Origin of the sequence: Streptomyces sp. NPDC092296 (assembly GCF_044755465.1) — a bacterium.
Lineage (GTDB): Bacteria > Actinomycetota > Actinomycetes > Streptomycetales > Streptomycetaceae > Peterkaempfera.
The window spans coordinates 1,149,518-1,170,184 of the sequence record NZ_JBIVRB010000001.1 but is presented as its reverse complement, the minus strand read 5'-3'; the positions used below and the strand labels follow the sequence as shown (position 1 = coordinate 1,170,184).

At 71.9% G+C, this 20,667-nt stretch carries 18 protein-coding genes and 1 pseudogene; 9 read left to right on the top strand and 10 right to left on the bottom strand.

Annotated elements, in window-relative coordinates:
- Positions 1-122: 122 nt before the first annotated feature.
- Together ACIQGZ_RS05440 and ACIQGZ_RS05435 are read right to left on the bottom strand one after the other, a co-directional pair.
- Positions 123-2,840, bottom strand: a complete 2,718-nt coding sequence (locus tag ACIQGZ_RS05440) for a SpoIIE family protein phosphatase (protein WP_402599503.1) — start codon at positions 2,838-2,840, stop codon at positions 123-125.
- 273 nt (positions 2,841-3,113) lie between these two features.
- Complete coding sequence (locus ACIQGZ_RS05435) at positions 3,114-3,512, bottom strand: (deoxy)nucleoside triphosphate pyrophosphohydrolase (RefSeq protein WP_402599502.1); 399 nt, start codon at positions 3,510-3,512, stop codon at positions 3,114-3,116.
- A gap of 503 nt (positions 3,513-4,015) precedes the next feature.
- Here ACIQGZ_RS05435 and ACIQGZ_RS05430 point away from each other — a divergent pair.
- The 5 genes and pseudogenes from ACIQGZ_RS05430 (at position 4,016) to ACIQGZ_RS05410 (ending at position 10,649) form a co-directional block, all read left to right on the top strand.
- Positions 4,016-5,596 (top strand): cellulase family glycosylhydrolase, encoded by a 1,581-nt coding sequence (locus ACIQGZ_RS05430; RefSeq protein ID WP_402599501.1) that lies wholly within the window; start codon positions 4,016-4,018, stop codon positions 5,594-5,596.
- A 238-nt stretch (positions 5,597-5,834) separates the two neighbouring features.
- The gene (locus tag ACIQGZ_RS05425) at positions 5,835-8,255 is read left to right on the top strand and encodes a protease pro-enzyme activation domain-containing protein (RefSeq protein WP_402599500.1); all 2,421 of its coding nucleotides are present in this window, start codon (positions 5,835-5,837) and stop codon (positions 8,253-8,255) included.
- Positions 8,256-8,432: 177 nt separating this feature from the next.
- Positions 8,433-9,422 carry a hypothetical protein gene (locus ACIQGZ_RS05420; RefSeq protein WP_402599499.1) on the top strand — a complete coding sequence of 330 codons (990 nt, stop codon included), beginning with the start codon at positions 8,433-8,435 and terminating at the stop codon, positions 9,420-9,422.
- Positions 9,423-9,809: 387 nt separating this feature from the next.
- Positions 9,810-10,358, top strand: a complete 549-nt coding sequence (locus ACIQGZ_RS05415; protein WP_402599498.1) for a flavoprotein — start codon at positions 9,810-9,812, stop codon at positions 10,356-10,358.
- A gap of 70 nt (positions 10,359-10,428) precedes the next feature.
- A pseudogene (locus tag ACIQGZ_RS05410) lies at positions 10,429-10,649 on the top strand (type II toxin-antitoxin system RelE/ParE family toxin).
- Positions 10,650-11,090: 441 nt separating this feature from the next.
- On the opposite strand, the gene ACIQGZ_RS05405 reads toward ACIQGZ_RS05410, so the two are convergent.
- From ACIQGZ_RS05405 to ychF, 4 genes are all read right to left on the bottom strand, one after another.
- Positions 11,091-12,107, bottom strand: coding sequence for a hypothetical protein (locus ACIQGZ_RS05405; RefSeq protein ID WP_402599497.1), 1,017 nt, complete (start codon positions 12,105-12,107; stop codon positions 11,091-11,093).
- 157 nt (positions 12,108-12,264) lie between these two features.
- Entirely contained in the window at positions 12,265-12,519 is a 255-nt protein-coding gene (locus ACIQGZ_RS05400; protein ID WP_402599496.1) for a Txe/YoeB family addiction module toxin, read from the bottom strand.
- The gene (locus ACIQGZ_RS05395; RefSeq protein WP_402599495.1) at positions 12,516-12,797 is read right to left on the bottom strand and encodes a type II toxin-antitoxin system Phd/YefM family antitoxin; all 282 of its coding nucleotides are present in this window, start codon (positions 12,795-12,797) and stop codon (positions 12,516-12,518) included. Before ACIQGZ_RS05395 ends, ACIQGZ_RS05400 begins: the two co-directional genes overlap by 4 nt.
- A gap of 192 nt (positions 12,798-12,989) precedes the next feature.
- Positions 12,990-14,063, bottom strand: coding sequence for a redox-regulated ATPase YchF (gene ychF / locus ACIQGZ_RS05390; RefSeq protein WP_402599494.1), 1,074 nt, complete (start codon positions 14,061-14,063; stop codon positions 12,990-12,992).
- Positions 14,064-14,259: 196 nt separating this feature from the next.
- On the opposite strand from ychF, the gene ACIQGZ_RS05385 reads away from it, so the two are divergent.
- Complete coding sequence (locus tag ACIQGZ_RS05385) at positions 14,260-14,820, top strand: DUF6542 domain-containing protein (protein WP_402599493.1); 561 nt, start codon at positions 14,260-14,262, stop codon at positions 14,818-14,820.
- A 20-nt stretch (positions 14,821-14,840) separates the two neighbouring features.
- Here the strand turns inward: ACIQGZ_RS05385 and ppgK are convergent, their stop codons facing one another.
- Entirely contained in the window at positions 14,841-15,581 is a 741-nt protein-coding gene (gene ppgK, locus ACIQGZ_RS05380) for a polyphosphate--glucose phosphotransferase (protein ID WP_402599492.1), read from the bottom strand.
- 69 nt (positions 15,582-15,650) lie between these two features.
- Entirely contained in the window at positions 15,651-16,634 is a 984-nt protein-coding gene (locus ACIQGZ_RS05375) for a 4-hydroxy-3-methylbut-2-enyl diphosphate reductase (protein WP_402599491.1), read from the bottom strand.
- A 152-nt stretch (positions 16,635-16,786) separates the two neighbouring features.
- On the opposite strand from ACIQGZ_RS05375, the gene xseA reads away from it, so the two are divergent.
- Positions 16,787-18,001 (top strand): exodeoxyribonuclease VII large subunit, encoded by a 1,215-nt coding sequence (gene xseA, locus ACIQGZ_RS05370; RefSeq protein ID WP_402599490.1) that lies wholly within the window; start codon positions 16,787-16,789, stop codon positions 17,999-18,001.
- Positions 18,002-18,016: 15 nt separating this feature from the next.
- Here the strand turns inward: xseA and ACIQGZ_RS05365 are convergent, their stop codons facing one another.
- The gene (locus ACIQGZ_RS05365; protein WP_402599489.1) at positions 18,017-18,544 is read right to left on the bottom strand and encodes a GNAT family N-acetyltransferase; all 528 of its coding nucleotides are present in this window, start codon (positions 18,542-18,544) and stop codon (positions 18,017-18,019) included.
- Positions 18,545-18,631: 87 nt separating this feature from the next.
- Here ACIQGZ_RS05365 and ACIQGZ_RS05360 point away from each other — a divergent pair, with 87 nt between their 5' ends.
- Together ACIQGZ_RS05360 and ACIQGZ_RS05355 are read left to right on the top strand one after the other, a co-directional pair.
- The gene (locus ACIQGZ_RS05360) at positions 18,632-18,910 is read left to right on the top strand and encodes an exodeoxyribonuclease VII small subunit (protein ID WP_402599488.1); all 279 of its coding nucleotides are present in this window, start codon (positions 18,632-18,634) and stop codon (positions 18,908-18,910) included.
- A 132-nt stretch (positions 18,911-19,042) separates the two neighbouring features.
- Positions 19,043-19,654: a malonic semialdehyde reductase gene (locus tag ACIQGZ_RS05355; RefSeq protein WP_402599487.1), complete on the top strand. Its 612-nt coding sequence runs from the start codon at positions 19,043-19,045 to the stop codon at positions 19,652-19,654.
- A 376-nt stretch (positions 19,655-20,030) separates the two neighbouring features.
- Here the strand turns inward: ACIQGZ_RS05355 and ACIQGZ_RS05350 are convergent, their stop codons facing one another.
- Positions 20,031-20,558, bottom strand: coding sequence for a DUF4245 domain-containing protein (locus ACIQGZ_RS05350; RefSeq protein WP_402599486.1), 528 nt, complete (start codon positions 20,556-20,558; stop codon positions 20,031-20,033).
- Positions 20,559-20,667: the final 109 nt, after the last annotated feature.

Below are 20,667 nucleotides of genomic sequence, written 5' to 3'. Positions count from 1 at the left end.
CTGTCCTGGACCTGCCGTCTCTGCCGGGACGCGCGTCCCGGGCCGGGTGCTCCCGGGCCGGGCCCTGCGGCGGCCGTACGGCCCACCGTCCTCACCCGCCCCCTACCACTCTGGCGCACGGCTCACACCAGGGCGTCGAGAAGCGGCAGTTCCAGCCAGACCACCTTGCCCGCGCCCTCCGCCCGGGTGCCCCAGCGGCGGGCGAGGCCGCTCACCAGCTCCAGGCCGCGGCCGCCCTCGTCGGTGCCGGTGGCGTGCCGCTCGGTGGGCGGGTCGGGCAGCGGGTCGGAGACCTCCAGCAGCAGTGCGTCCTCACCGACCGTCAGCCGCAGTCCGATCGGCGCGTCCGCGTACCGGACGGCGTTGGTGACCAGTTCGCTGACCAGCAGCTCCGCCGTCTCGGCCAGCGGCTCCAGGCCCCAGCCCGCCAGGGCGGCGCGGGCCAGGCGGCGGGAGCGGGCGGCGGCGCTGGGCTCGGCGGCCAGCGTCCAGCCGGCGGTGCGCTGGGTGGGGCCGCGGCCGAGCCGGGCCAGCAGCAGCGCCACGTCGTCCGGTTCGCGGCCCTGGTCCACGATGCCGAGCACCGCCTCGCACGCCTCCTGGATGGAGCTGTGCGGCTTCTCCAGTACGGCCCGCAGCCGGGCCAGCCCCTCGTCCAGGTCGCGGTCGCGGGACTCCACCAGGCCGTCGGTGCAGAGCGCGAGCAGGCTGCCCTCCGGGATCTCCACCTCGACCGACTCGAACGGCACCCCGCCGACCCCCAGCGGCGCCCCGGACGGCAGGTCCAGCACCCGGGCCGTGCCGCCCGGCAGCGGGCCGGACCCGGGGCCGGCGGCGGGCCCGGCGGTGTCCGGGACGACCAGCAGCGGCGGGATGTGGCCGGCCTTGGCCAGCTCGCAGCGCCGCGTCGCCGGGTCGTACACCGCGTACACGCAGGTGGCGATGAGCGCCTCGTCGGGCCCCTGGGCCAGGTCGTCGGCCAGCTCGTGGACCCGTTCGAGCAGCACGGCGGGCGGCAGGTCGAGGGCGGCCAGGGTGCGGACGGCGGTGCGCAGCCGGCCCATGGTGGCGGCGGCGCGCAGCCCATGGCCCATCACGTCCCCGACCACCAGGGCGGTACGGTCGCCGGGCAGCCGGATCACGTCGAACCAGTCGCCGCCGACCTCGGCGCCGCTGCTGCCGGGGACGTAGCGGTGGGCGACCTCCACCCCGGGCGGCTGCGGCACCTGCTGCGGCAGCAGGGTGCGCTGGAGGGTGAGGGCGGCGGTCCGCTCGCGGGCGTACAGCCGGGCGTTGTCCAGCGAGCTGCCGGCCCGGTCCGCCAGTTCCACCGCGAAGGCCAGGTCGTCGCGGTCGAACGCCTCCCGGCGGGCCGCCCGGCTGATCACCAGCAGTCCGATCACCAGGCCGCGGGCCCGCAGCGGCACCACCAGCATGGAGTGGATGCCGAGGTCCAGCGCGGCCTGCACCCGGGGGTCGCCGGGGAAGGTGGTGGCCTCCAACTCGTCGGGGGTGCTGAGCAGTTCGGGTCGGCCGCTGCGCAGCACCTGGCCGAAGACCGACTCGTCGGTGAAGTCGATCCGCGAGCCCCGGCGCAGCATGGCCTGCACCACCGGTCCGTCCTGCACCGTGCCGACGCCCAGCTGCACCAGGGCGGTGCGCCGGGAGTGCGGGTGGCGCGGCAGGTCGTCGCCGGAGGCGACCGCCTGGAGCAGGATCACCCCGGAGTAGTCGGCGAGCCGGGGGATCACGGCGCCGGCCAGCTCCTGGGCGATCCGGGGGGCGTCGAGCAGGTCACCGACCCGGGAGCCGAAGTCGTTGAGCAGCGACAGCCGGCGCCGGGAGTTCTCCACCTTGGCCACCGCGCGGTAGCGGTCGGTGACGTCCATCACCAGCCCGGCGATGCCGAGGACACGGCCGGCCCGGTCGGTGAGGCGGCTGTAGGAGATCGAGCGGTAGCCGGGGCGGCGGGCGCTGGGGGAGGCGACGGTGACGTCCACGATGGGTTCGCCGGTGGCCAGCACCTGCCGCTGGATGGCGCTCACCTCGTCGGCGCCGCGCTCCGGCAGCACCTCGCCGGTGGTGCGGCCGATGTGCTCCTCGGGCGGCAGGCCGTTCATCGCGGCCAGCGCCTGGTTGACGGCCGCGTACCGCAGGTCGCCGTCGATCACGCAGATGCCGAGCGCCGCCTGCTCGAAGAGCGCGTCGCGGACGGCGAGGTCCTGCTCCACCGCCTGGAGGGCGGTCGCCTCGGCCAGGGTGACCTGGAGGAAGGGCACTCCGTCGCCGTCCACCAGCAGCGTGATCCGGACGTCCACCGGGACCTCGTTGCCGTCCCGGTCGCCGAACCGGCTGCGGCCGTGCCAGCTGCCGGTGCGGATGGCGTGGTCCATGGCGCGGCGGGCGCGTATGGCGCGGTCCGGGGAGAGCATCACCTCCTGGAGCGGGTGGCCCACCAGCTGCTGGCTCGGCCAGCCGAGCAGTTCCTCGGCGGCCGGGCTCCAGAGCACCACCCGGCCGGCGGTGTCCAGCAGCGCGACGGCGAACCGGACGATGTCGAAGAGGCTGCCGGAGCCGCCGCCCCTGGCCGGTCCGGTGGCGGTCGGGGCGCCGGTGCCGGGGAAGCGGCCGGGGGTGCGGACCCGGGCGCCGGGCGATGCGAAGGAGTCCCGGGTGACGGCCTCGGGCGGGGGCGGCGCCAGCAGGCGGGCGGGGCGGACGCCGAGGGCCGCGCCCCGGCCCCGGCGCAGCCGGGCGCGGGCGGCGGCGCCGCCCGGTCGGCGTGGGCGGCGGTCCGGGCGGCCGCCCCGCTGGTCCGCGTCGCTACCCGCGCTCGACACCGACGGGCCCTCCGGCTCTGTGGCGCACCGCCCCGACGTGGCCGTGCGGTTCCGATCCCAGGACCGCGGGCCCCGCAGGCTGCGGCCAGATAGTGACATACCCGGCGCAAAGCCCGCGTATCCCGGCGTACGGGTCATCTTTCACCGCGTGCCCCAGCAGTCCCGCGTGCCCCAGCAGTCCCGCGTGCTCCAGCAGTCCCACGTGCCCCAGGAGCCCCACCGGTCCCACCGGCCCCGGCAGCCCCAGGGGTGCCGGTACGCCCCGGGGGTCGCTCAGTCCCCGGCGGTGAGCAGCCGGGCCACCTCGGGCAGCACCGCGCGGTCGTGGTCGAGCCAGTCGACCGTGTCCAGCTCGGCGGGGGTCAGCCAGCGCAGTTCGGAGTGGTCCTGGAGCGGCAGCGGCTCGCCGGACAGCAGCTCGGCGGTCCAGATCCGCAGCACCAGGCCGGCGCGGATCGGCCATTCGCCGGGCAGCGGGGCCAGGGCGCGGGTCCGCACGCCCAGTTCCTCGTACAGCTCGCGCTCCAGCGCCTGCTGCGGGGTCTCCCCGGGCTCCGCCTTGCCGCCGGGGAACTCCCAGCGGCCGGCCGTCTCGGGCGGGGCGCTGCGCCGGGCGGCGAGCACCCGGCCCCGGTGCAGCAGGGCTCCGCCGACCACGACACGGTTCTCCATGGGGCCAGAGCGTACGGGGGTCGCGGGGCGGGGCGGGCGTCCGGGGCGGGCCGGGCAGGGGGTTCGGGGTCAGGAGCGTCGGGGTCGGGGGCGTCGGGGGCGGGGGCGTCGGGGGCGGGGACTTCGGGGTCGGGCGGGCCGGCCTCACTGGCTCCTCCTCGATCGGGTCGATTCGGGACGGCCACGGGTGCCCGCCGGTCCCCGAGGAGTTCCGTACGCGAGGAGAGGAGTTCCGTACGCGAGGAGCGGAGTTCCATACGAGGTCGGGGGCGTAGGGCTCTGCCGGACCGGGCAGGGCCGCCAACCAATGGGAGCGCTCCCAAAGCGTGATGGCAATCCGACGTCCCGTCAAGAGCCGCCGTCAGCACGCCGCTGGCAAGCGTTTACCGGTGAAAACCCGGTGCGCGGGGTCTGTTGCGGAGCGGGGTCGAGGTCTACCTTTTCTCCGGACCAGTGGGAGCGCACCCATCATCCACCGCACCTCACCCACCAGGAGCAAGCTCATGCGAGCGCGCACCAGAACCGTTCTCGCCGCCGTGGCGGCGACTGTCGCGGGTACCGTGCTACCCGCCGTCGGGCCCTGGGCCGGCGGCGCCGCTGCGGCCGCCTTCGGCTGCGGCGTCACGTACACGACCAGTGACTGGGGCACCGGCTTCACCGCCAACGTCACCATCAGCAACACCGGCACCGCCTCGGCGAGCGACTGGACCCTGGCCTACTCCTACAGCGGCAACCAGAAGCTCCAGTCGGGCTGGAGCGGCGACTGGACGCAGTCTGGCAACGTTGTCACGGTCAAGAGCCTCAGCTGGAACGGCAGCCTGGCACCCGGCGGCTCCACCAGCATCGGCGCCAACTTCGGCTACAGCGGCAGCAACGCCGCGCCGACCTCCTTCACCGTCAACGGCGTGACCTGCAACGGCGCCCAGCCGCCCACCCAGCCGCCGACCACTCCCCCGACGACGCCGCCCACCACACCCCCCACCAAGCCGCCGACCACCCCGCCGACGACGCCCCCCACCACACCCCCGACCACTCCGCCCACCACGCCGCCCACCACGCCGCCGCCTGGCGCCGCCCCGCAGCTCCAGGTCTCCGGGAACACCCTGGTAGACGCCTCCGGCAAGGCCGTCACCCTGCACGGCGTCAACCGGTCCGGCACCGAGTTCATGTGCGTGCAGGGCCGCGGCCTCTTCGACGGCCCGTCCGACGCCGCCTCGGTCGCCGCGATCAAGAGCTGGCACGTCAATGTGGTCCGGGTCCCGCTCAACGAGGACTGCTGGAACAGCCTGCCGAACGTCGACGCGGCCTACAGCGGCAACACCTACCGCACCGCCGTGAAGAACTACGTCAACCTGCTGCACCAGAACGGCATCGTGGCCATCGTCGAGATGCACTGGTCGCACGGCGTCTACTCGGGCAACTCCTCGGCCTGCACCGACGTCAACGCCACCTGTCAGAAGCCGATGCCGGACGCCGACAACGCGACCAGCTTCTGGACCTCGGTCGCCTCGGCCTTCAAGGGCGACCGCGCCACCGTCTTCGACCTCTTCAACGAGCCGTACGTGGACCGGGCGGTCTCCGGCTCCACCCAGGCGTGGACCTGCTGGCGGGACGGCGGCAGCGCCTGCCCCGGCCTCAGCTACACCGTGGCCGGCATGCAGTCGATGGTGAACGCGGTGCGCGGCACCGGCGCCGACAACGTCATCATGCTGGGCGGCCTGGCGTACTCCAACGACCTCACCTCCTGGCTGACCTACAAGCCGAGCGACCCGCTGAACAACCTGGCCGCCTCCTGGCACTCGTACAACTTCAACACCTGCAGCTCCAGCTCCTGCTGGGACAGCCAGATCGCCCCGGTGGCCGCCAAGGTGCCGGTGGTCGCCGGTGAGATCGGCGAGAACGACTGCGCCCACGGCTACATCGACACCCTGATGAACTGGCTCGACCAGCACAAGATCTCCTACCTCGGCTGGACCTGGAACAACTGGGACTGCTCCTCCGGGCCGTCCCTGATCACCGCCTACGACGGGACTCCGACCGCCTTCGGCGTCGGGCTGCGCGACCACTTCGCCAAGCTGTCCTGACCAGGCGCCGGACCGCCGCCCCCGGGGCACGGGGCGGCGGTCCGGTTCTATTCACTGTATGAGTGCGCTGAATTCAGTTCATACAATGAAAATGAAGACTTGACTGTTCTTGGACAATAAATTACTGCGGCATTAGCCGCTTGGACCGGAATTTCTGCGAAGTTCGGCCGTGCGTTTCCGTCCCGAGACGCACGCCCCTTTGCCGGCCCCCTTGGCGCCGGTACCAGGAGGAACTTTCGTGAAGTCCCGTCACCTTGCCGCGGCGGCGGCCGCCGCGCTGCTGCCCCTCGGCGTCGCAGCCGTGGGCACCGCGCCCGCGTACGCCACCGCCGGCCCCTCCGCCGCGTCCCGTACCGTGCTCCCCCAGACGCTCTCCCCCGCCGTGGCGCACTCCCAGGCCCAGGGCGACGTACCCGACAGCCGGCGGATATCCGTCGCGGTGAGCCTCAAACTCCGCGACACCGCCGGACTCGACCGCTTCCTCGCCGCCGTGAGCACGCCGGGCTCCGCCGAGTACGGGCACTACCTCACCCCGGACCAGTTCGCCGCCCGCTACGCCCCGACCGCCGCCGACGTCGACCGGGTCAGCGGTTATCTGCGTGACCAGGGCCTGACGGTCACCGGGGTCAGCGCCAACCGGCAGGTGGTGGACGCCAGCGGCCCGGCCGACCGGATCGAGGCCGCCTTCGGCACCCGGGAGCGCGACTACCTGGACACCGAGCGGCAGCAGCACTTCTACGCCAACGACCACGCGGCCACCATCCCCGCCGACCTCGCCCAGGTCGTGCAGGGCGTCTCCGGCCTGGACAACCACACGGTGCGCCACACCAACCTGGTCAAGCCGGACGCCACCTCGCACGCCACCCCCAGCGGCTACGGCCCGACCCAGTACAACGCCGCCTACCGCTTCGACCAGCTCGGCGCCGACGGCACCGGGCAGACCGTGGCGCTCTGGGAGTTCGACGGCTACAGCTCCACCAACCTGCGCGCCTACGACACCCAGTACGGCCTGTCCGGACCGGCTGTCAGCACCGTCTCGGTGGACGGCGCCAACTACGACTCCCGCCCCGGCGGCGGCCAGGGCGAAGTGGAGCTGGACAGCGAGATCGTCCGCGGCGTCGCCCCCAAGGCCACCCAGCTGGTCTACGAGGCGCCCAACAGCGACGCGGGCGAGATCGACATGGCCGCCAAGATCGTCTCGGACAACCGGGTCTCGGTGGTCTCCATCTCCTGGGGCTCCTGCGAGCCGGACACCACCGCCTCCTCGATGACCGCCGTCGACAACTCCTTCAAGCAGGCGGCGGCGCAGGGCATCAGCATCTACAGCGCCTCCGGCGACGACGGCTCCCGCGACTGCACCCGCTCCACCAGCGGCTCCAAGGTCAAGGCCGTGGACTTCCCCGCGTCCGACCCGTACAACACCGGCGTCGGCGGCACCAACCTCTCGCTCTCCGGCGGCGCCTACGGCTCGGAGAAGGCGTGGAGCTCCAGCGGCGGCGGCACCTCCACGGTGTTCGGCAAGCCGTCCTGGCAGACCGGCTCCGGCAGCGGACGCACCGTACCGGACGTCGCCTCCAACGCCGACCCCAACTCCGGCTTCGCCATCTACACCGCCGGCAAGTGGGCGGTCTACGGCGGCACCAGCGCGGCGGCGCCGCTCTGGTCCGGCTACAGCGCGCTGTACAACCAGCGGGCGGCCGCCGCGAGCAAGGCCAAGCTCGGCTCGGCCAACGCGGCGATCTACCAGCTGGCCGGCGGCTCCGGCTACAGCGCCGCCTTCCATGACACCACCAGCGGCTCCAACCAGGACTTCGCCACCGCCACCGGCTACGACCAGGTGACCGGCTGGGGCTCCCCGATCGCCGACGGGCTGACCAACGCACTGCTCGGCGGCGGCAGCGGCAACCCCGGCAGCACGGTGACCGTCACCAACCCGGGCAGCCAGACCGGCACCGTGGGCACGGCGGTCAGCCTCCAGATCCACGCCACCGACTCCGCCTCCGGCCAGACGCTGTCCTACAGCGCCGCCGGACTGCCCGCCGGACTGTCCATCAACGCCTCCACCGGCCTGATCTCCGGCACCCCGACCACCGCCACCACCGCCACCGTGACCGTCACCGCCAAGGACGGCGCGGGCAGCACCGGCACCGCCACCTTCGGCTGGACCGTCTCCGCCGCCGGCGGCAGCGGATGCAGCGGCCAGCTGATCGGCAACGGCGGCTTCGAGACCGGCAGCGCCGCGCCGTGGACCACCACCTCCGGCGTGGTCAACAGCTCCTCCTCCCAGGCCGCGCACAGCGGCTCCTGGAAGGCGTGGCTGGACGGCTACGGCCAGACCCACACCGACACCCTGGCGCAGAGCGTCACCATCCCGGCGGGCTGCAAGGCCACCCTGGCCTTCTGGCTGCACATCGACACCAGTGAGTACGGCTCCACCGCGTACGACAAGCTCCAGGTGCAGGTGCTCTCCAGCTCCGGCAGCGTGCTGGGCACCCTGGCCACGTACTCCAACGCCAACGCGGCCACCGGCTACACCCAGAAGTCCTTCGACCTGTCGAGCTGGGCGGGCTCGACGGTCTCGCTGAAGTTCACCGGCACCGAGGACGTCTCGCTGGCGACCAACTTCGTCGTCGACGACGTGACGGTCAACGTGTCCTGACACCGCATCGGTGACATGCCGCCGGGGTGGGCCGTGGGCCCGCCCCGGCGGTCCGCTGCTCAGTTGTTCGGACACCCTCGCTTTGTCGTGAGCATTTCCATACCCTTGGCCGGGTGACGCGGGGTCGCGCGCTTGCGTACCGTCCGACCCGTCCACCGCGTCGGGGGAGGAAACCGCATGGTCCCTCAGCAGCTGCCGACCGGTCGGCCACTGTGGCTGGTCGAGAGCCGGTCCGCCCCCGAGCCGACGGCCGCCCGGGGCGCGGGCGGCTTCGCGGAGACGCTGCACGCCGCCGTGGAGGCCAGCGGGCTCAGCCTGGACCGCATCCGGCACACCCTGGCCGCGCGCGGCGCCCGGGTCAGCGTCACCACGCTGAGCTACTGGCGGCGCGGGCGCAGCCAGCCCGAGCGGGCCTCGTCCATGCACGCCGTACGGCTGCTGGAGGAGATCCTCGACCTGCCCGGCGGCACCCTGACCACCCTGCTCGGGCCGCCCCGCCCGCGCGGCCGCTGGGCGGCGGCCCGGCCGTCCGCGCCCGCCGCCTCCGAAGGGCTGGGCGTGGCCGAGCTGTGGCCGGGCGAGCGCTGGCTGGCGGAGGTCTTCGAGGAGCTGGAGGCCACCCCGGGCGATGAGCTGGAGCGGCTGAGCGTGCACGACACCTTCCAGGTCGACGTGGGGCGCGGCGAGAGCGTGCTGCGGATGCACCAGGTGGTGCGGGCCACCGCCGGCGGGGTCTCGCGCTGCCTGGTGGTGCACCGCTCCGACGAGGACAGCGACCAGCTGCCGGCCATCGGCCGGGTCCGCCATGCCCGGCTGGGCCGGGTCCGCCACCAGCCGGAGGCCCGGATCGTGGTCGCGGAACTGCTGCTGGACGCCCCGCTGGGGCTCGGTGACACGGCCGTCTTCGAGTACGAGGTGCGGATCGCCTCCCCCACCCCGGCCACCTGCTACGGCCGCCGGTTCGCCGTGCCGGTGCGGCAGTACGTCCTCCAGGTGCAGTTCGCCCCGGGCGAGGCGCCGGCCCACTGCTACCGCTACGAACGCGACCCCGGCGCCGACACCGACCGCCTCCGCCGCCAACTCTGGCTCGGCGCCTCCGGCGGCGCCCACCTGGTCTCGCTGGACCAGCAGCCCGGCCAGATCGGCATCCGCTGGGAGTGGACCTGACCCCGGCCCGAGCACCACCACGCCGTGAGCCAAGGCCCAGGCAGCGCGGGCCCGGTCCCGGTCGCCTCCGGTGGCCTGCGGGGATCGGCTCCGAGGCCCGTCCGTCCGGGCAGGCCGCCGACGCGTCAAGCGACGGTGGGCGATCGGCCATCAGCCGGTACCGGTACGGGTGGGCCATCGCGAGCACCGCTGTCAGGCCCTCGCACCGCCGACGGCGACCTCCAGGTCGTCGGCCCGTCTCCAGCAGCACCCGGGCGACCGCCGCGCGCAAAGCCGCACCGTCCCACCCTCAGCACGGCAGACTGACCCCGGAGACGTCGCCGCGCGCAACCGGCGCGGGGCCGTCCCCGAACCTCGCCTTTTCCGCCGGGAGTTGGGAGTCCAGGGGTGACCGACCAGCGCGCACCTTTCCTGTACGTCATCGTCTGCGCCTCGGGCATCGCGGACGGCGTGGGCACCCTGATCGCCGCCGCCCACGCCGAGGGCTGGCGGGTCGGCGTGGTGGCCACCCCGAACGCGCTCGGCTTCATCGACCGGGAGGCTGTCGAAGCCCAGACCGGCTACCCGATCCGGTCGGCCTGGCGCACCCCCGGCGCCCCGCGGCCGCTGCCCCCGGCCGACGCCATCGCGGTCGCCCCCGCCACCTTCAACACCATCAACAAGTGGGCCGCCGGCACCTCCGACACCCTCGCCCTCGGCATCCTCTGCGAGGCGTACGGACTCGGCATCCCCACCGCCGTCCAGCCCTACCTCAACTCCGCCCAGGCCGCCCACCCCGCCTACGCCGAGAGCCTGGCCCGGCTCCGCTCGATGGGCGTCATGATCGGCGACTACGTCCCCCACCAACCCAAAGCCAACGGCGCCCCCGACACCTACAACTGGACCCACGTCCTCGACCTACTCCGCCCCACCCGGCATCAGGCCCACACCAGCTGACACCGGCAAAAAGGGTCCAACCGGACGATAGCCGTACCGCGCCGCCTTCCACCCCGAGGCCCAGGCCAAGCTGCGCAAGATCCCCCACGACACGGCGCTCCGCATCCTCGCCAAGCTGACCGAACTGGAGAGGGACCCGCTCGGCTTCGACACCACCGCACTCGTGGGTCCCAACCCGGCAGACGCCGCCTGCGAGTCAGCGACCACCGGATCGTCTAGACGATCGACAACGGGAAACTGGTGATCTGGGTCGTACACGTCGGCCACCACTCCACCGTTTACGACACCTGAGGGCGGTCGAACCCCGACGAGCCTCGACTGATCCGGCGGTGGAACGGCCACGCCTGGGAGGGGTTCGCGGCCAGGGCCAGGGCCCGGCCCCGGAGGGTCGGACCCCTTTTGATCTGCACTTTTACTGGATCAGCGGCGTGGTGTCACTCAGTGACGGGCCTCGAGAGTGTCGCATCCAGCACCGTAGCTGTTCACCAACACATCCAGCACCCGCGACCGCGATGGAGGGGCCCTCCCGCCACCACCCGATCAAAAACGTCACGAAGCAAACGCTGGCGCGCGGTGCGCGAGTACCATCCGTAAGACGGACGGAAGCGCAGGCCTCGCTGCGGAAGACCCATGGCGACACGGCGGTGCGCAATCTAGGCAGGCTGTCCGTACCGGAGGAGATCCTCTCGGTTCAACACCGCCGCACTCGTTTCTCAGCTGGTAATCGTCAGGTCAGTCGAGCTTGTCGAACGACGGCCTCGGCGCGATGATGGGCGTACGCTTTTCATTGATATGGAGCCACGTAGGAGCTTCCACCGACATGAGCTTTCGGTCGACAGTAATCAGATTCTGCTGCGCCGCTTCATTCAGGGCGCCAAGTATGTCGAATACCTTTACCTTCCCATACTTTTCCAGTTGTGCCTGAATCTTCTGCGCCTTCGCACTCGGCTTGTAGTAGTAGGGAGCACGATCGTGCTTGCCAACCGTCAGAATCGCTTCAGCAACCGCCTCGTACGCATCGTTGAACAATCCCATAAAGCCGTCCGGGTCTGGCAGAGCGATCATGTGGAGGCCCTCCCACCTCTGATATCCCGCCGGAAGGTCTACGGCCTGGGGGACAATCGCCACTCGGAGCCCATTACCATCTTCGAGTTGATGCCAATTACTCTTAACAGTCGCGGCAGCAAATCGCGTCTTCGCTGTACTGCTCAGGAACAGGTCGGTCTTCCATACCTTCTTGATCCGCTCCCGAAGCTGGGGCTCGGCAGCGACACCGCGAGCAGCAATCGGCACCCAGGACCCGAATGCGAATGGTCGGCCTGATCCGTCAGGCAACAACACTGCATCACCACTAGCGTTGTTGACAACGGCCTCAGTGAATCCGAGATGGCGCGCACGCTCATGCCCGAACATCAAGGACGTCGGCCTGTCCAAATCGGCAAATGATCTAGGGCTCACCTTCTTGAGCGTTTCGCCTACCAGGTCGACAACGCGTGGTTCGCCACCGACAATTGCCTCGTGAACAGCCCACTCAAACCCATCTCCGCGCGATCCCTTGTCGCGATGAAGGCGAGCGAGCTTAGCGAGTTGCCGAAACGTGACGTCCACCCGATCGCAATTGAGGTCTTCAAGGTCCGCTTGCGACAATTCATCGAAATGAGCCCTCAAAATCGATCGCGACACCGCATAAAGAGCGCGACCGTACTCATCGACTGGTTCAGCCTGACTCAAAAAGGTGACATCAGCCATTCGAGAATCCCCCTATTTCTTCGGACCGAAGGCGGGAATGGAACTTGGCTAGCGTGAAGCGGAACAACGTGAACCAGGGGTTTCGCCTGCGAAACGGAGATTTCGAGGAGGCCATCGGAGCCCGGAGGGGCACTCCACCCCCACCGTCACCCATCGATCAGTAGTGGTACCTGGCAGCGAGAATGACGATCTCCTCGCTCGTCACCAGGTAGACGAGGCGGTGCTCGTCATCGATCCGTCGCGACCAAGCCCCCGGCAAGTGGTACTTCAGTGGCTCAGGCTTGCCGATTCCCGAGAAGGGATCACGCCTGACGTCTTCGACGAGTTTGTTGATCCGAGCGAGCATCTTACGGTCATTCTTGAGCCAGGACGTGTAGTCCTCCCAGCCCTGGTCCTCAAAGACAAGCCTCACACGGCACCCGCACCAGCATCTGACGGGCCCGGATCGATCAACTCACGCTCCGACACGTTGACGTGAGACAGGGCGTTCTCGTACGCCTTGAGCAGCCGCCGGGCGTTCGTCGGCGAGCGCAACAGGTACGAGCCCTCGCGCAGCGCCGCATAGTCATCGGCCGAGACAAGCACGGCGTTACCGTGCTTCGAGACGATCTCAACAACCTCGTGGTTCTCGTTGACCTTCTTGATCAGCGGAAACAGTTCCCTGCGGGCTTCACTCGCGGTTATGGACATGCCCTGACCCTTCCATCGAGCGGTACCTAATAACGTACCACTCTTGGCGCCACTCAGGGGGAGGAAAATAACTGACGGATGATCAGCCACTCCGACATCGATCCAGCACGGGAAAGGGCAAGGGGCCCACCCCCGGAGGAGTGGGCCCCTTCTGACCTGCACTTTTGCCGGATCAGCGGTGTGGTGCGGCCGCTACACGTTGAAGCGGAACTCCACCACGTCGCCGTCCTGCATGACGTAGTCCTTGCCCTCCATGCGGGCCTTGCCCTTGGCGCGGGCGTCGGGGATGGAGCCGCACTCGACCAGGTCGTCGAAGGAGACGATCTCGGCCTTGATGAAGCCCTTCTGGAAGTCGGTGTGGATGACCCCGGCGGCCTCGGGGGCGGTGGCGCCCTTGCGGATCGTCCAGGCGCGGGCCTCCTTGGGGCCGGCGGTGAGGTAGGTCTGGAGGCCGAGGGTGCGGAAGCCGACGTGGGCCAGGGTGACCAAGCCGGGCTCGTCCTGGCCCATGGACTGGAGGAGTTCCAGGGCTTCGTCGTCGGCCAGCTCGATCAGCTCGGACTCGATCTTGGCGTTGAGGAAGACCGCCTCGGCCGGGGCGACCAGTGCGCGCAGGCCATCCTTGAAGTCCTCGTCGGTCAGCTCGTCCTCGTCCACGTTGAAGACGTAGATGAAGGGCTTGGCGGTGAGCAGGTGCAGTTCGCGCAGCGGCTCGGGGTCCAGGCCGGCGTGGAAGACGGTGTCGCCCGCCTCCAGCACCTTCTGGGCCTGCTCGACGGCGGCGGCGACCGCGACCGTCTCCTTCTTCAGCCGGGCCTCCTTCTGGAGCCTCGGCAGGGCCTTCTCGATGGTCTGGAGGTCGGCCAGGATCAGTTCGGTGTGGATGGTCTCGATGTCGTCCTTGGGCGAGACCTTGCCGTCCACATGCACCACGTCGGGGTCGTTGAAGGCCCGGATGACCTGGCAGATCGCGTCCGACTCGCGGATGTTGGCCAGGAACTTGTTGCCCAGGCCCTGCCCTTCGGAGGCGCCCCGGACGATACCGGCGATGTCCACGAAGTCGACCGTCGCCGGGAGCTTGCGCTGCGAGCCGAAGACCTCGGCGAGCTTGTCCAGGCGGGGGTCGGGGACGCCGACCACGCCGACGTTGGGCTCGATGGTGGCGAACGGGTAGTTGGCCGCCAGCACGTCGTTCTTGGTCAGGGCGTTGAACAGGGTCGACTTGCCGACATTCGGCAGGCCGACGATTCCGATCGTGAGCGACACGTGGCGACTTCCCGTGGAGGAGAGGCTGGGATGGGGCGCGGCCCGCGTACGGGGCCGATCCACAAGTCTACGGGTCGGCACCCACCCCCGGGCCGCCCCCGGGCGGCCCTGCGGCGCGCGGGGCGTTCGGGTGACCGGGGCGCGGTCGGCGTGTCCGTGACGGAGAGTGGCGTTCATCTGACCGTACGTTGTAACGGTGGAGCAGCAACGCACGCGCAGTCAACCGCCCCGGCCCCGCAGCCGGAGCGCCGCCGGGGGCGCCCCGAAGGCCGCCGTGCCCGGACCGGCCGGCCCCCGCGAGCCGGTGTCCCGGGGGCGGCTGCGGCTGCCCGGGGCCCGGCCGCAGTCGGACACCGTCGGCGGCGCACGCGGCGGAGTGGCGCCCAGCCGGCGGCTGACCGCCGTGGGCGTCGCGGTGGTGGCGATGGCCGCCACGCTGCTGGGCGCCCTCGCCGACCATCTGCTGCTGGGCGGCCTCGGGGTGCTGTTCGGGCTGGTCTATGTCGCCGTCTGCTTCCAGGTGGCGGTACGGGTGCGGCGGGCCGACCTGCCGGCCGCGCCGATCAGCGGGCCGATCGCCTTCGCGCTGGCCCTGCTGGTGCTCGGGCCGTCCACCGGGCACGGGTTCGGCGGGCATCTGATGGCGCTGGCCGCCGGGCTGGCGACCCACGCCGGGTGGCTCTTCACCGGTACCGGACTCGCGGCGGCCATCGTGGCGGCCCGCTATCTGGCGCTGCGCAGGTCGCGGCGCCGCTGAACCGCCCCGGCCGCGCCGGGTCAGCGGAGTTTGGCGGCGGCCATCGCCGCGCCGACGATCCCGGCGTTGTTGAGCAGCTGCGCCGGTACCACCTCGGCGCGGCGCCGGGTCAGCAGCGGCAGGAACCGGTCGTGCTTGCGGCTCACCCCGCCGCCGACGATGACGGTCTGCGGTGAGAACAGCCCCTCCAGGTGGGCCAGGTAGGCGTCCACCCGTTCGGCCCACTTCGCCCAGCTGAGGTCGTGCCGCTCCTTGGCCGCCGAGGAGGCGCGCCGCTCGGCGTCCTTGCCGCCCAGCTCCAGGTGGCCCAGCTCGGTGTTGGGCACCAGCACCCCGTCCACGAACAGGGCGCTGCCGATCCCGGTGCCGAAGGTCAGCATCAGCACCACGCCGCCCCGGCCCCGCCCGGCGCCGTACGCCATCTCGGCCACTCCGGCCGCGTCCGCGTCGTTGAGCAGCGCCACCGGCAGGCCCAGCGCCTGGGCGAACAGGTCGACCGCGTCGGTGCCGACCCAGCCGGAGTCGACGTTCGCCGCCGTCAGGGTGTGGCCGTCCACCACGACGCCGGGGAAGGTGATGCCGACCGGCCCGCGCCGCCCGAAGTGCTCGACGACCTGGCAGACGGCGTCCACCACGGCCGGCGGCGCGGCGGGGTGCGGGGTGAGCACCTTCATCCGCTCCGCCGAGAGGTCCCCCCGGGCCAGGTCGACGGGCGCGCCCTTGATGCCCGAGCCGCCGATGTCCACGCCGAACGACTTCACCGATGCCTCCTCGACCGGGGGTGCCGCGCCGCCCTGCTCCTACCCGGTGCGGCGCGGCGAAGACCCGCGCTACTTCCCGCTCATCCGGTCGGCGGCCTCGGCGCGCAGGTCGCGGCGCAGCTCCTTGGGCAGCGAGAACTGAAGGTGCTCCTCGACCGAGCGGACGGTCTGCACGTCCTCGTACCCGCGAGCGGCCAGCCACTCCAGCACGCCCTGGACCAGCACCTCCGGCACCGAGGCGCCGCTGGTGACGCCGACCGTGGTGACGCCGGTCAGCCAGGTCTCGTCGATCTCGTCGGCGAAGTCGACCAGGTGGGCGGCGCCGGCGCCGTACTCCAGGCCGACCTCGACCAGGCGCACCGAGTTGGAGGAGTTCTTGGAGCCGACCACGATCAGCAGGTCGGTCTCGGGGGCGATCTGCTTGACCACCACCTGGCGGTTCTGGGTGGCGTAGCAGATGTCGTCGCTGGGCGGGCTGACCAGGGCGGGGAAGCGCTGCTTGAGGCTGTCGACGGTGGCCATCGTCTCGTCCACCGAGAGGGTGGTCTGGGAGAGCCAGACGACCTTGCTCTCGTCGCGCACCGTGACGTTGGCGACGTCCTGCGGGCCGTCGACCAGGTGGATGCGGTCGGGGGCCTCGCCCTTGGTGCCGATGACCTCCTCGTGGCCGTCGTGGCCGATCAGCAGGATGTCGTAGTCCTCCTCGGCGAAGCGGACGGCCTCCTTGTGGACCTTGGTCACCAGCGGGCAGGTGGCGTCGATGGTGGCGAGCCGGCCGCGCTCGGCCTCGTCGTGGACGGCGGGGGCGACGCCGTGCGCGGAGAAGACCACGATGGAGCCCTCGGGCACCTCCTCCGTCTCGTCGACGAAGATCGCGCCCTTCTTCTCCAGGGTCTGCACGACGTACTTGTTGTGGACGATCTGCTTGCGGACGTAGATCGGCGCCCCGTACTGCTCCAGGGCCTTCTCCACGGCGATGACGGCACGGTCGACGCCGGCGCAGTAGCCCCGGGGGGCGGCGAGCAGGACGCGGCGCTGGGCAGTTGCAGACATGGGGCCATCGTACGGGCCGAACCCCGCCCGGCAGCAGGCGATCCCGCACCCCGGCCGGACTTGTCGGGCCTCGGTGTCGGACTCACCGTCGGGCCTCGGTGTCGGGCTCACCGTCGGGCCTCGGTGTCGGGGGCCGCCGCTAGGCTCGGCGCATGGCCCTCGACACCTCACCGGACGCGCCGATCCCGGTCGGCAAGGTCTCCTCCCTGATCGGCGGCTGGATCGACCGGCTGGGCGCGGTCTGGGTGGAGGGCCAGATCACCCAGCTCAGCAGGCGTCCCGGGGCGGGCGTGGTCTTCCTGACGCTGCGCGACCCCTCGGCGGACGTCTCGATGACGGTCACCTGCTTCCGCGCCGTCTTCGACCCGGTGGCGGACGTGGTCACCGAGGGCGCCCGGGTGGTGGTGCACGCCAAGCCCGAGTGGTACGGCGCCCGGGGCACCCTGTCGCTGCGCGCCGCCGAGATCCGCCCGGTGGGGCTGGGCGAGCTGCTGGCCCGGCTGGAGCAGCTGAAGCGGCGCCTCGCCGGGGAGGGGCTGTTCGCGGCCGACCGCAAGAAGCCGCTGCCGTTCCTGCCGCGCTGCGTCGGCCTGGTCACCGGCCGGGCGTCGGCCGCCGAGCGGGACGTGCTGCACAACGCCCGGCACCGCTGGCCCGCCGTCCGGTTCGAGGTGCGCAATGTCGCCGTCCAGGGGGCGACCGCCGTCGCCCAGGTGGTGGCGGCGGTGCGGGAGCTGGACGAGCACCCCGAGGTGGACGTGATCGTGGTGGCCCGGGGCGGCGGCAGCGTGGAGGACCTGCTGCCCTTCTCCGACGAGCAGCTGGTCCGTACGGTGGCGGCGGCGCGGACGCCGGTGGTGAGCGCGATCGGCCATGAGCCGGACCAGCCGCTGCTGGACTTCGTCGCCGACCTGCGGGCCTCCACGCCCACCGACGCCGCCAAGCGGGTGGTGCCGGACGTGGGCGAGGAGTCCGCCCGGATCGCCCAGCTGCGCGACCGGGCGCGGCACGCCGTGCGCGGCCGGATAGAGCGCGAGCAGGCGGGGCTGGCGGCGGTGCTGAGCCGGCCGGTGCTGGCGGCGCCGCTGCGGATGGTGTCGGACCGTACGGCGGAGGTGGCGGCGCTGCTGGAGCGCTCCCGGCGGTCCGTGGGCCACCAGCTGGACCGGGCCTCCTCCGACCTGGAGCACACCCTGGCCCGGGTGGTGGCGCTCTCCCCCGCCGCCACGCTGCGGCGGGGTTACGCGGTGCTCCAGCGGGCCGACGGGGCGGTGGTGCGCGCCCCCGACGAGGTGGCGACGGGGGACACGCTGCGTGCCCGGGTGGCCGAGGGCGGCTTCACGGTGACGGTCGCCGAGCCCGACTGATCCGGCTGACCCGGCTCACGGCCCGAGCGGCCCGAGCGGCTCGAGCGGCTCGAGCGGCTCGAACCGCAGCCGGGTGCGGGAGAGCGGGATGGAGTGGTCGGTGAAGCCGAGGCTGCGGTACAGGGCCTCCGCCTCGGTGGTCGCGTGCAGGTCGACGCGGGTGGCGCCGCGCCGGTCGAACCAGTCGAGCAGCGCGACGGTGCAGGCCCTGGCGTGGCCCCGGCCGCGCTGCCCGGGGTCGGTGCAGACGTTGAAGACGAAGCCGAACAGCCCCGAGGGGTTGCCCGGCGCGGGCAGCCGCTGCTCCAGGGTGCCGACCGCGCAGGCGGCCAGCCCACCGGGCCGGTCCGGGTCGTCGGTGACGAACGCGGCCAGTCGGCTCCCGGCGGCGGCCAGCTCCCGGCGCAGCATCGCCTCGGTGGTGTCCTGCCACGGGCCGGGGTGGGCGCGGTCGGCCATCGAGGGCATGGCCTGGAACATCAGCAGCCGCAGCCGGGCCAGTTCGGGCGCGTCGGCGGGGGCGGCGGGGCGTACGGCGTGCATGACCGGACGGTAGCGAGTAGGCCGGTCGGCGGCTACCGGATATGCGGTGCGCCCGTTCTGTCGGCGGTTCCCCCTACGCTGGCAGACATGGCGAACCAGGAGATCCGCGACGAGGGCGGCGTGCAGGCGGGCGGCGAGGGCGGCAGCGGCGACGCGGACGGCGCGCTGGGCTATGAGCAGGCGCGTGAGGCGCTGCTTGAGGTGGTGCGGCGGCTGGAGGCGGGCGGCACCTCGCTGGAGGAGTCGCTGGCGCTGTGGGAGCGCGGCGAGCAGCTGGCGAAGGTGTGCCGGCGGTGGCTGGACGGCGCGCGGGAGCGGTTGGACGCGGCGCTGGCCTCGGAGGGGGCGTCCGGCGGCGCGGAGTGAGGCGGTCCGGGTTCGGGGTGTTTGTGAGGTACCTCACTGCGCCATCCGGAAGCGGTTGAAGATTCACCTACGTTGTCATCGGGCGAGCGGTGTTCCGGCCGTTCCCGTCCGATCAAGAAGGTACGACACACGATGACGACCGCCACCCCCGGCCTGCTGGCTCTCGACCCCGCCGCCCAGGACCTGCTGTTCCGCGAGGCCCACACCACCAACGGCTTCACCGACGAGCCCGTCAGCGACGAGCTGATCAAGGCCGTGTACGAGCTGGTGAAGTATGCGCCGACCGCGTTCAACCAGCAGCCGCTGCGGGTGGTGCTGGTGCGTTCCGCCGAGGCTCGGGAGCGGCTGGTCGGCCTGATGTCGGACGGCAACAAGGAGAAGACCGCCAAGGCCCCGCTGGTCGCCATCTTGGCTGCGGACTACGAGTTCCACGAGGAGCTTCCGAAGCTGGTTCCGCACTTCCCGCAGGCCAAGGACGTCATCTTCGGTGAGCGGCCGGTCCGTGAGCAGGCCGGCAGCTTCAACGCGACCCTCCAGGTCGGCTACTTCATCCTGGGCATCCGGGCGGCGGGGCTGGCCGCCGGGCCGATGACCGGCTTCGACGCGGCCGGCATCGACAAGGCGTTCTTCCCTGACGGTGACCACTCGGTGCTCGCCGTGGTGAACATCGGCAAGCCCGCCAAGGACGGCTGGTTCCCCCGCAACCCGCGCCTCGCCTACGACGAGGTCGTCACCACCGTCTGACCTGCTCCGTCTCCGCACCGGCCCCGTTCCTTCCCTCCCGGGAGGCGGGGCCGTCGGCTGTTCACGGGGGCTTGGCGGCTGCGCGTACGGTTTCGGGCCGCCGTGGGGGGTTTGTCGCGCAGTTCCTCGCGCCCCTGGGGGGTGCCGGGTGGCTGTGTGTACGGTTTCGGGCCGCCGTGGGGGGTTTGTCGCGCAGTTCCTCGCGCCCCTGGGGGGTGCCGGGTGGCTGTGCGTACGGTTTCGGACCGCCGTGGGGGGTTTGTCGCGCAGTTCCTCGCGCCCCTCGGGGAGGTGCCGGGCCGCTGTGCGTACGGTTTCGGACCGCCGTAGGAGGCTGGGCGCGCAGTTCCTCGCGTTCCTGGGGGAGGGGGCGGGGTCAGTGGAGGGCTTGGGCGAGTTGTTCGAGTTCGCCGTAGGAGGCGCTGCCGGTGACCATCGTGGTGCCCGTCGTGCCCGTGCTGCGGACCAGGGCGCGGTAGTGGTCGCCCCGGTAGCGGTCCCAGGGTCGGCCGTCGACCGAAGCGGAGCCGTCCGGCCGGCCGCCCTTGACCTGGGCCCGGACCAGGCCCCCCGCGCTGTCGTCGCTCTGCTCGACGGCAGCGTACGAGCCGGAGGGCGTGAGGAAGCCGAGGTGCCAGGTGGCATGGCCCTCGTCGTCGGCGCTGTACCGCACCGAGGTGGCCCGCCACTGCTGCGGCAGCCCCTCCGGCGCCAGCACCGGGTAGGGCGCCGCCCGGCGCGCGGTCGCCAGGTCGACGGAGTAGCTCACCGTCTCCACGCCCTTGCCCTCGCTGTGCGGGATGAAGACGTACACCGCCGCCGCCACCGCGCAGATCGCCAGCAGCGAGAGGACCATGTCCCGCACCGTCTGCCGACCCCGCTTCGCCTTCGCATCACTCGCCACGACCCCATGGTGACCCATCCCGGCCCCCACCCCGAACCCGGGGTCCCGCGCACTGCCGGGGCGTGCCGCGCTTCGGCGGCTCCGGGGCGGGCAGGCGGCCAGCAGACGC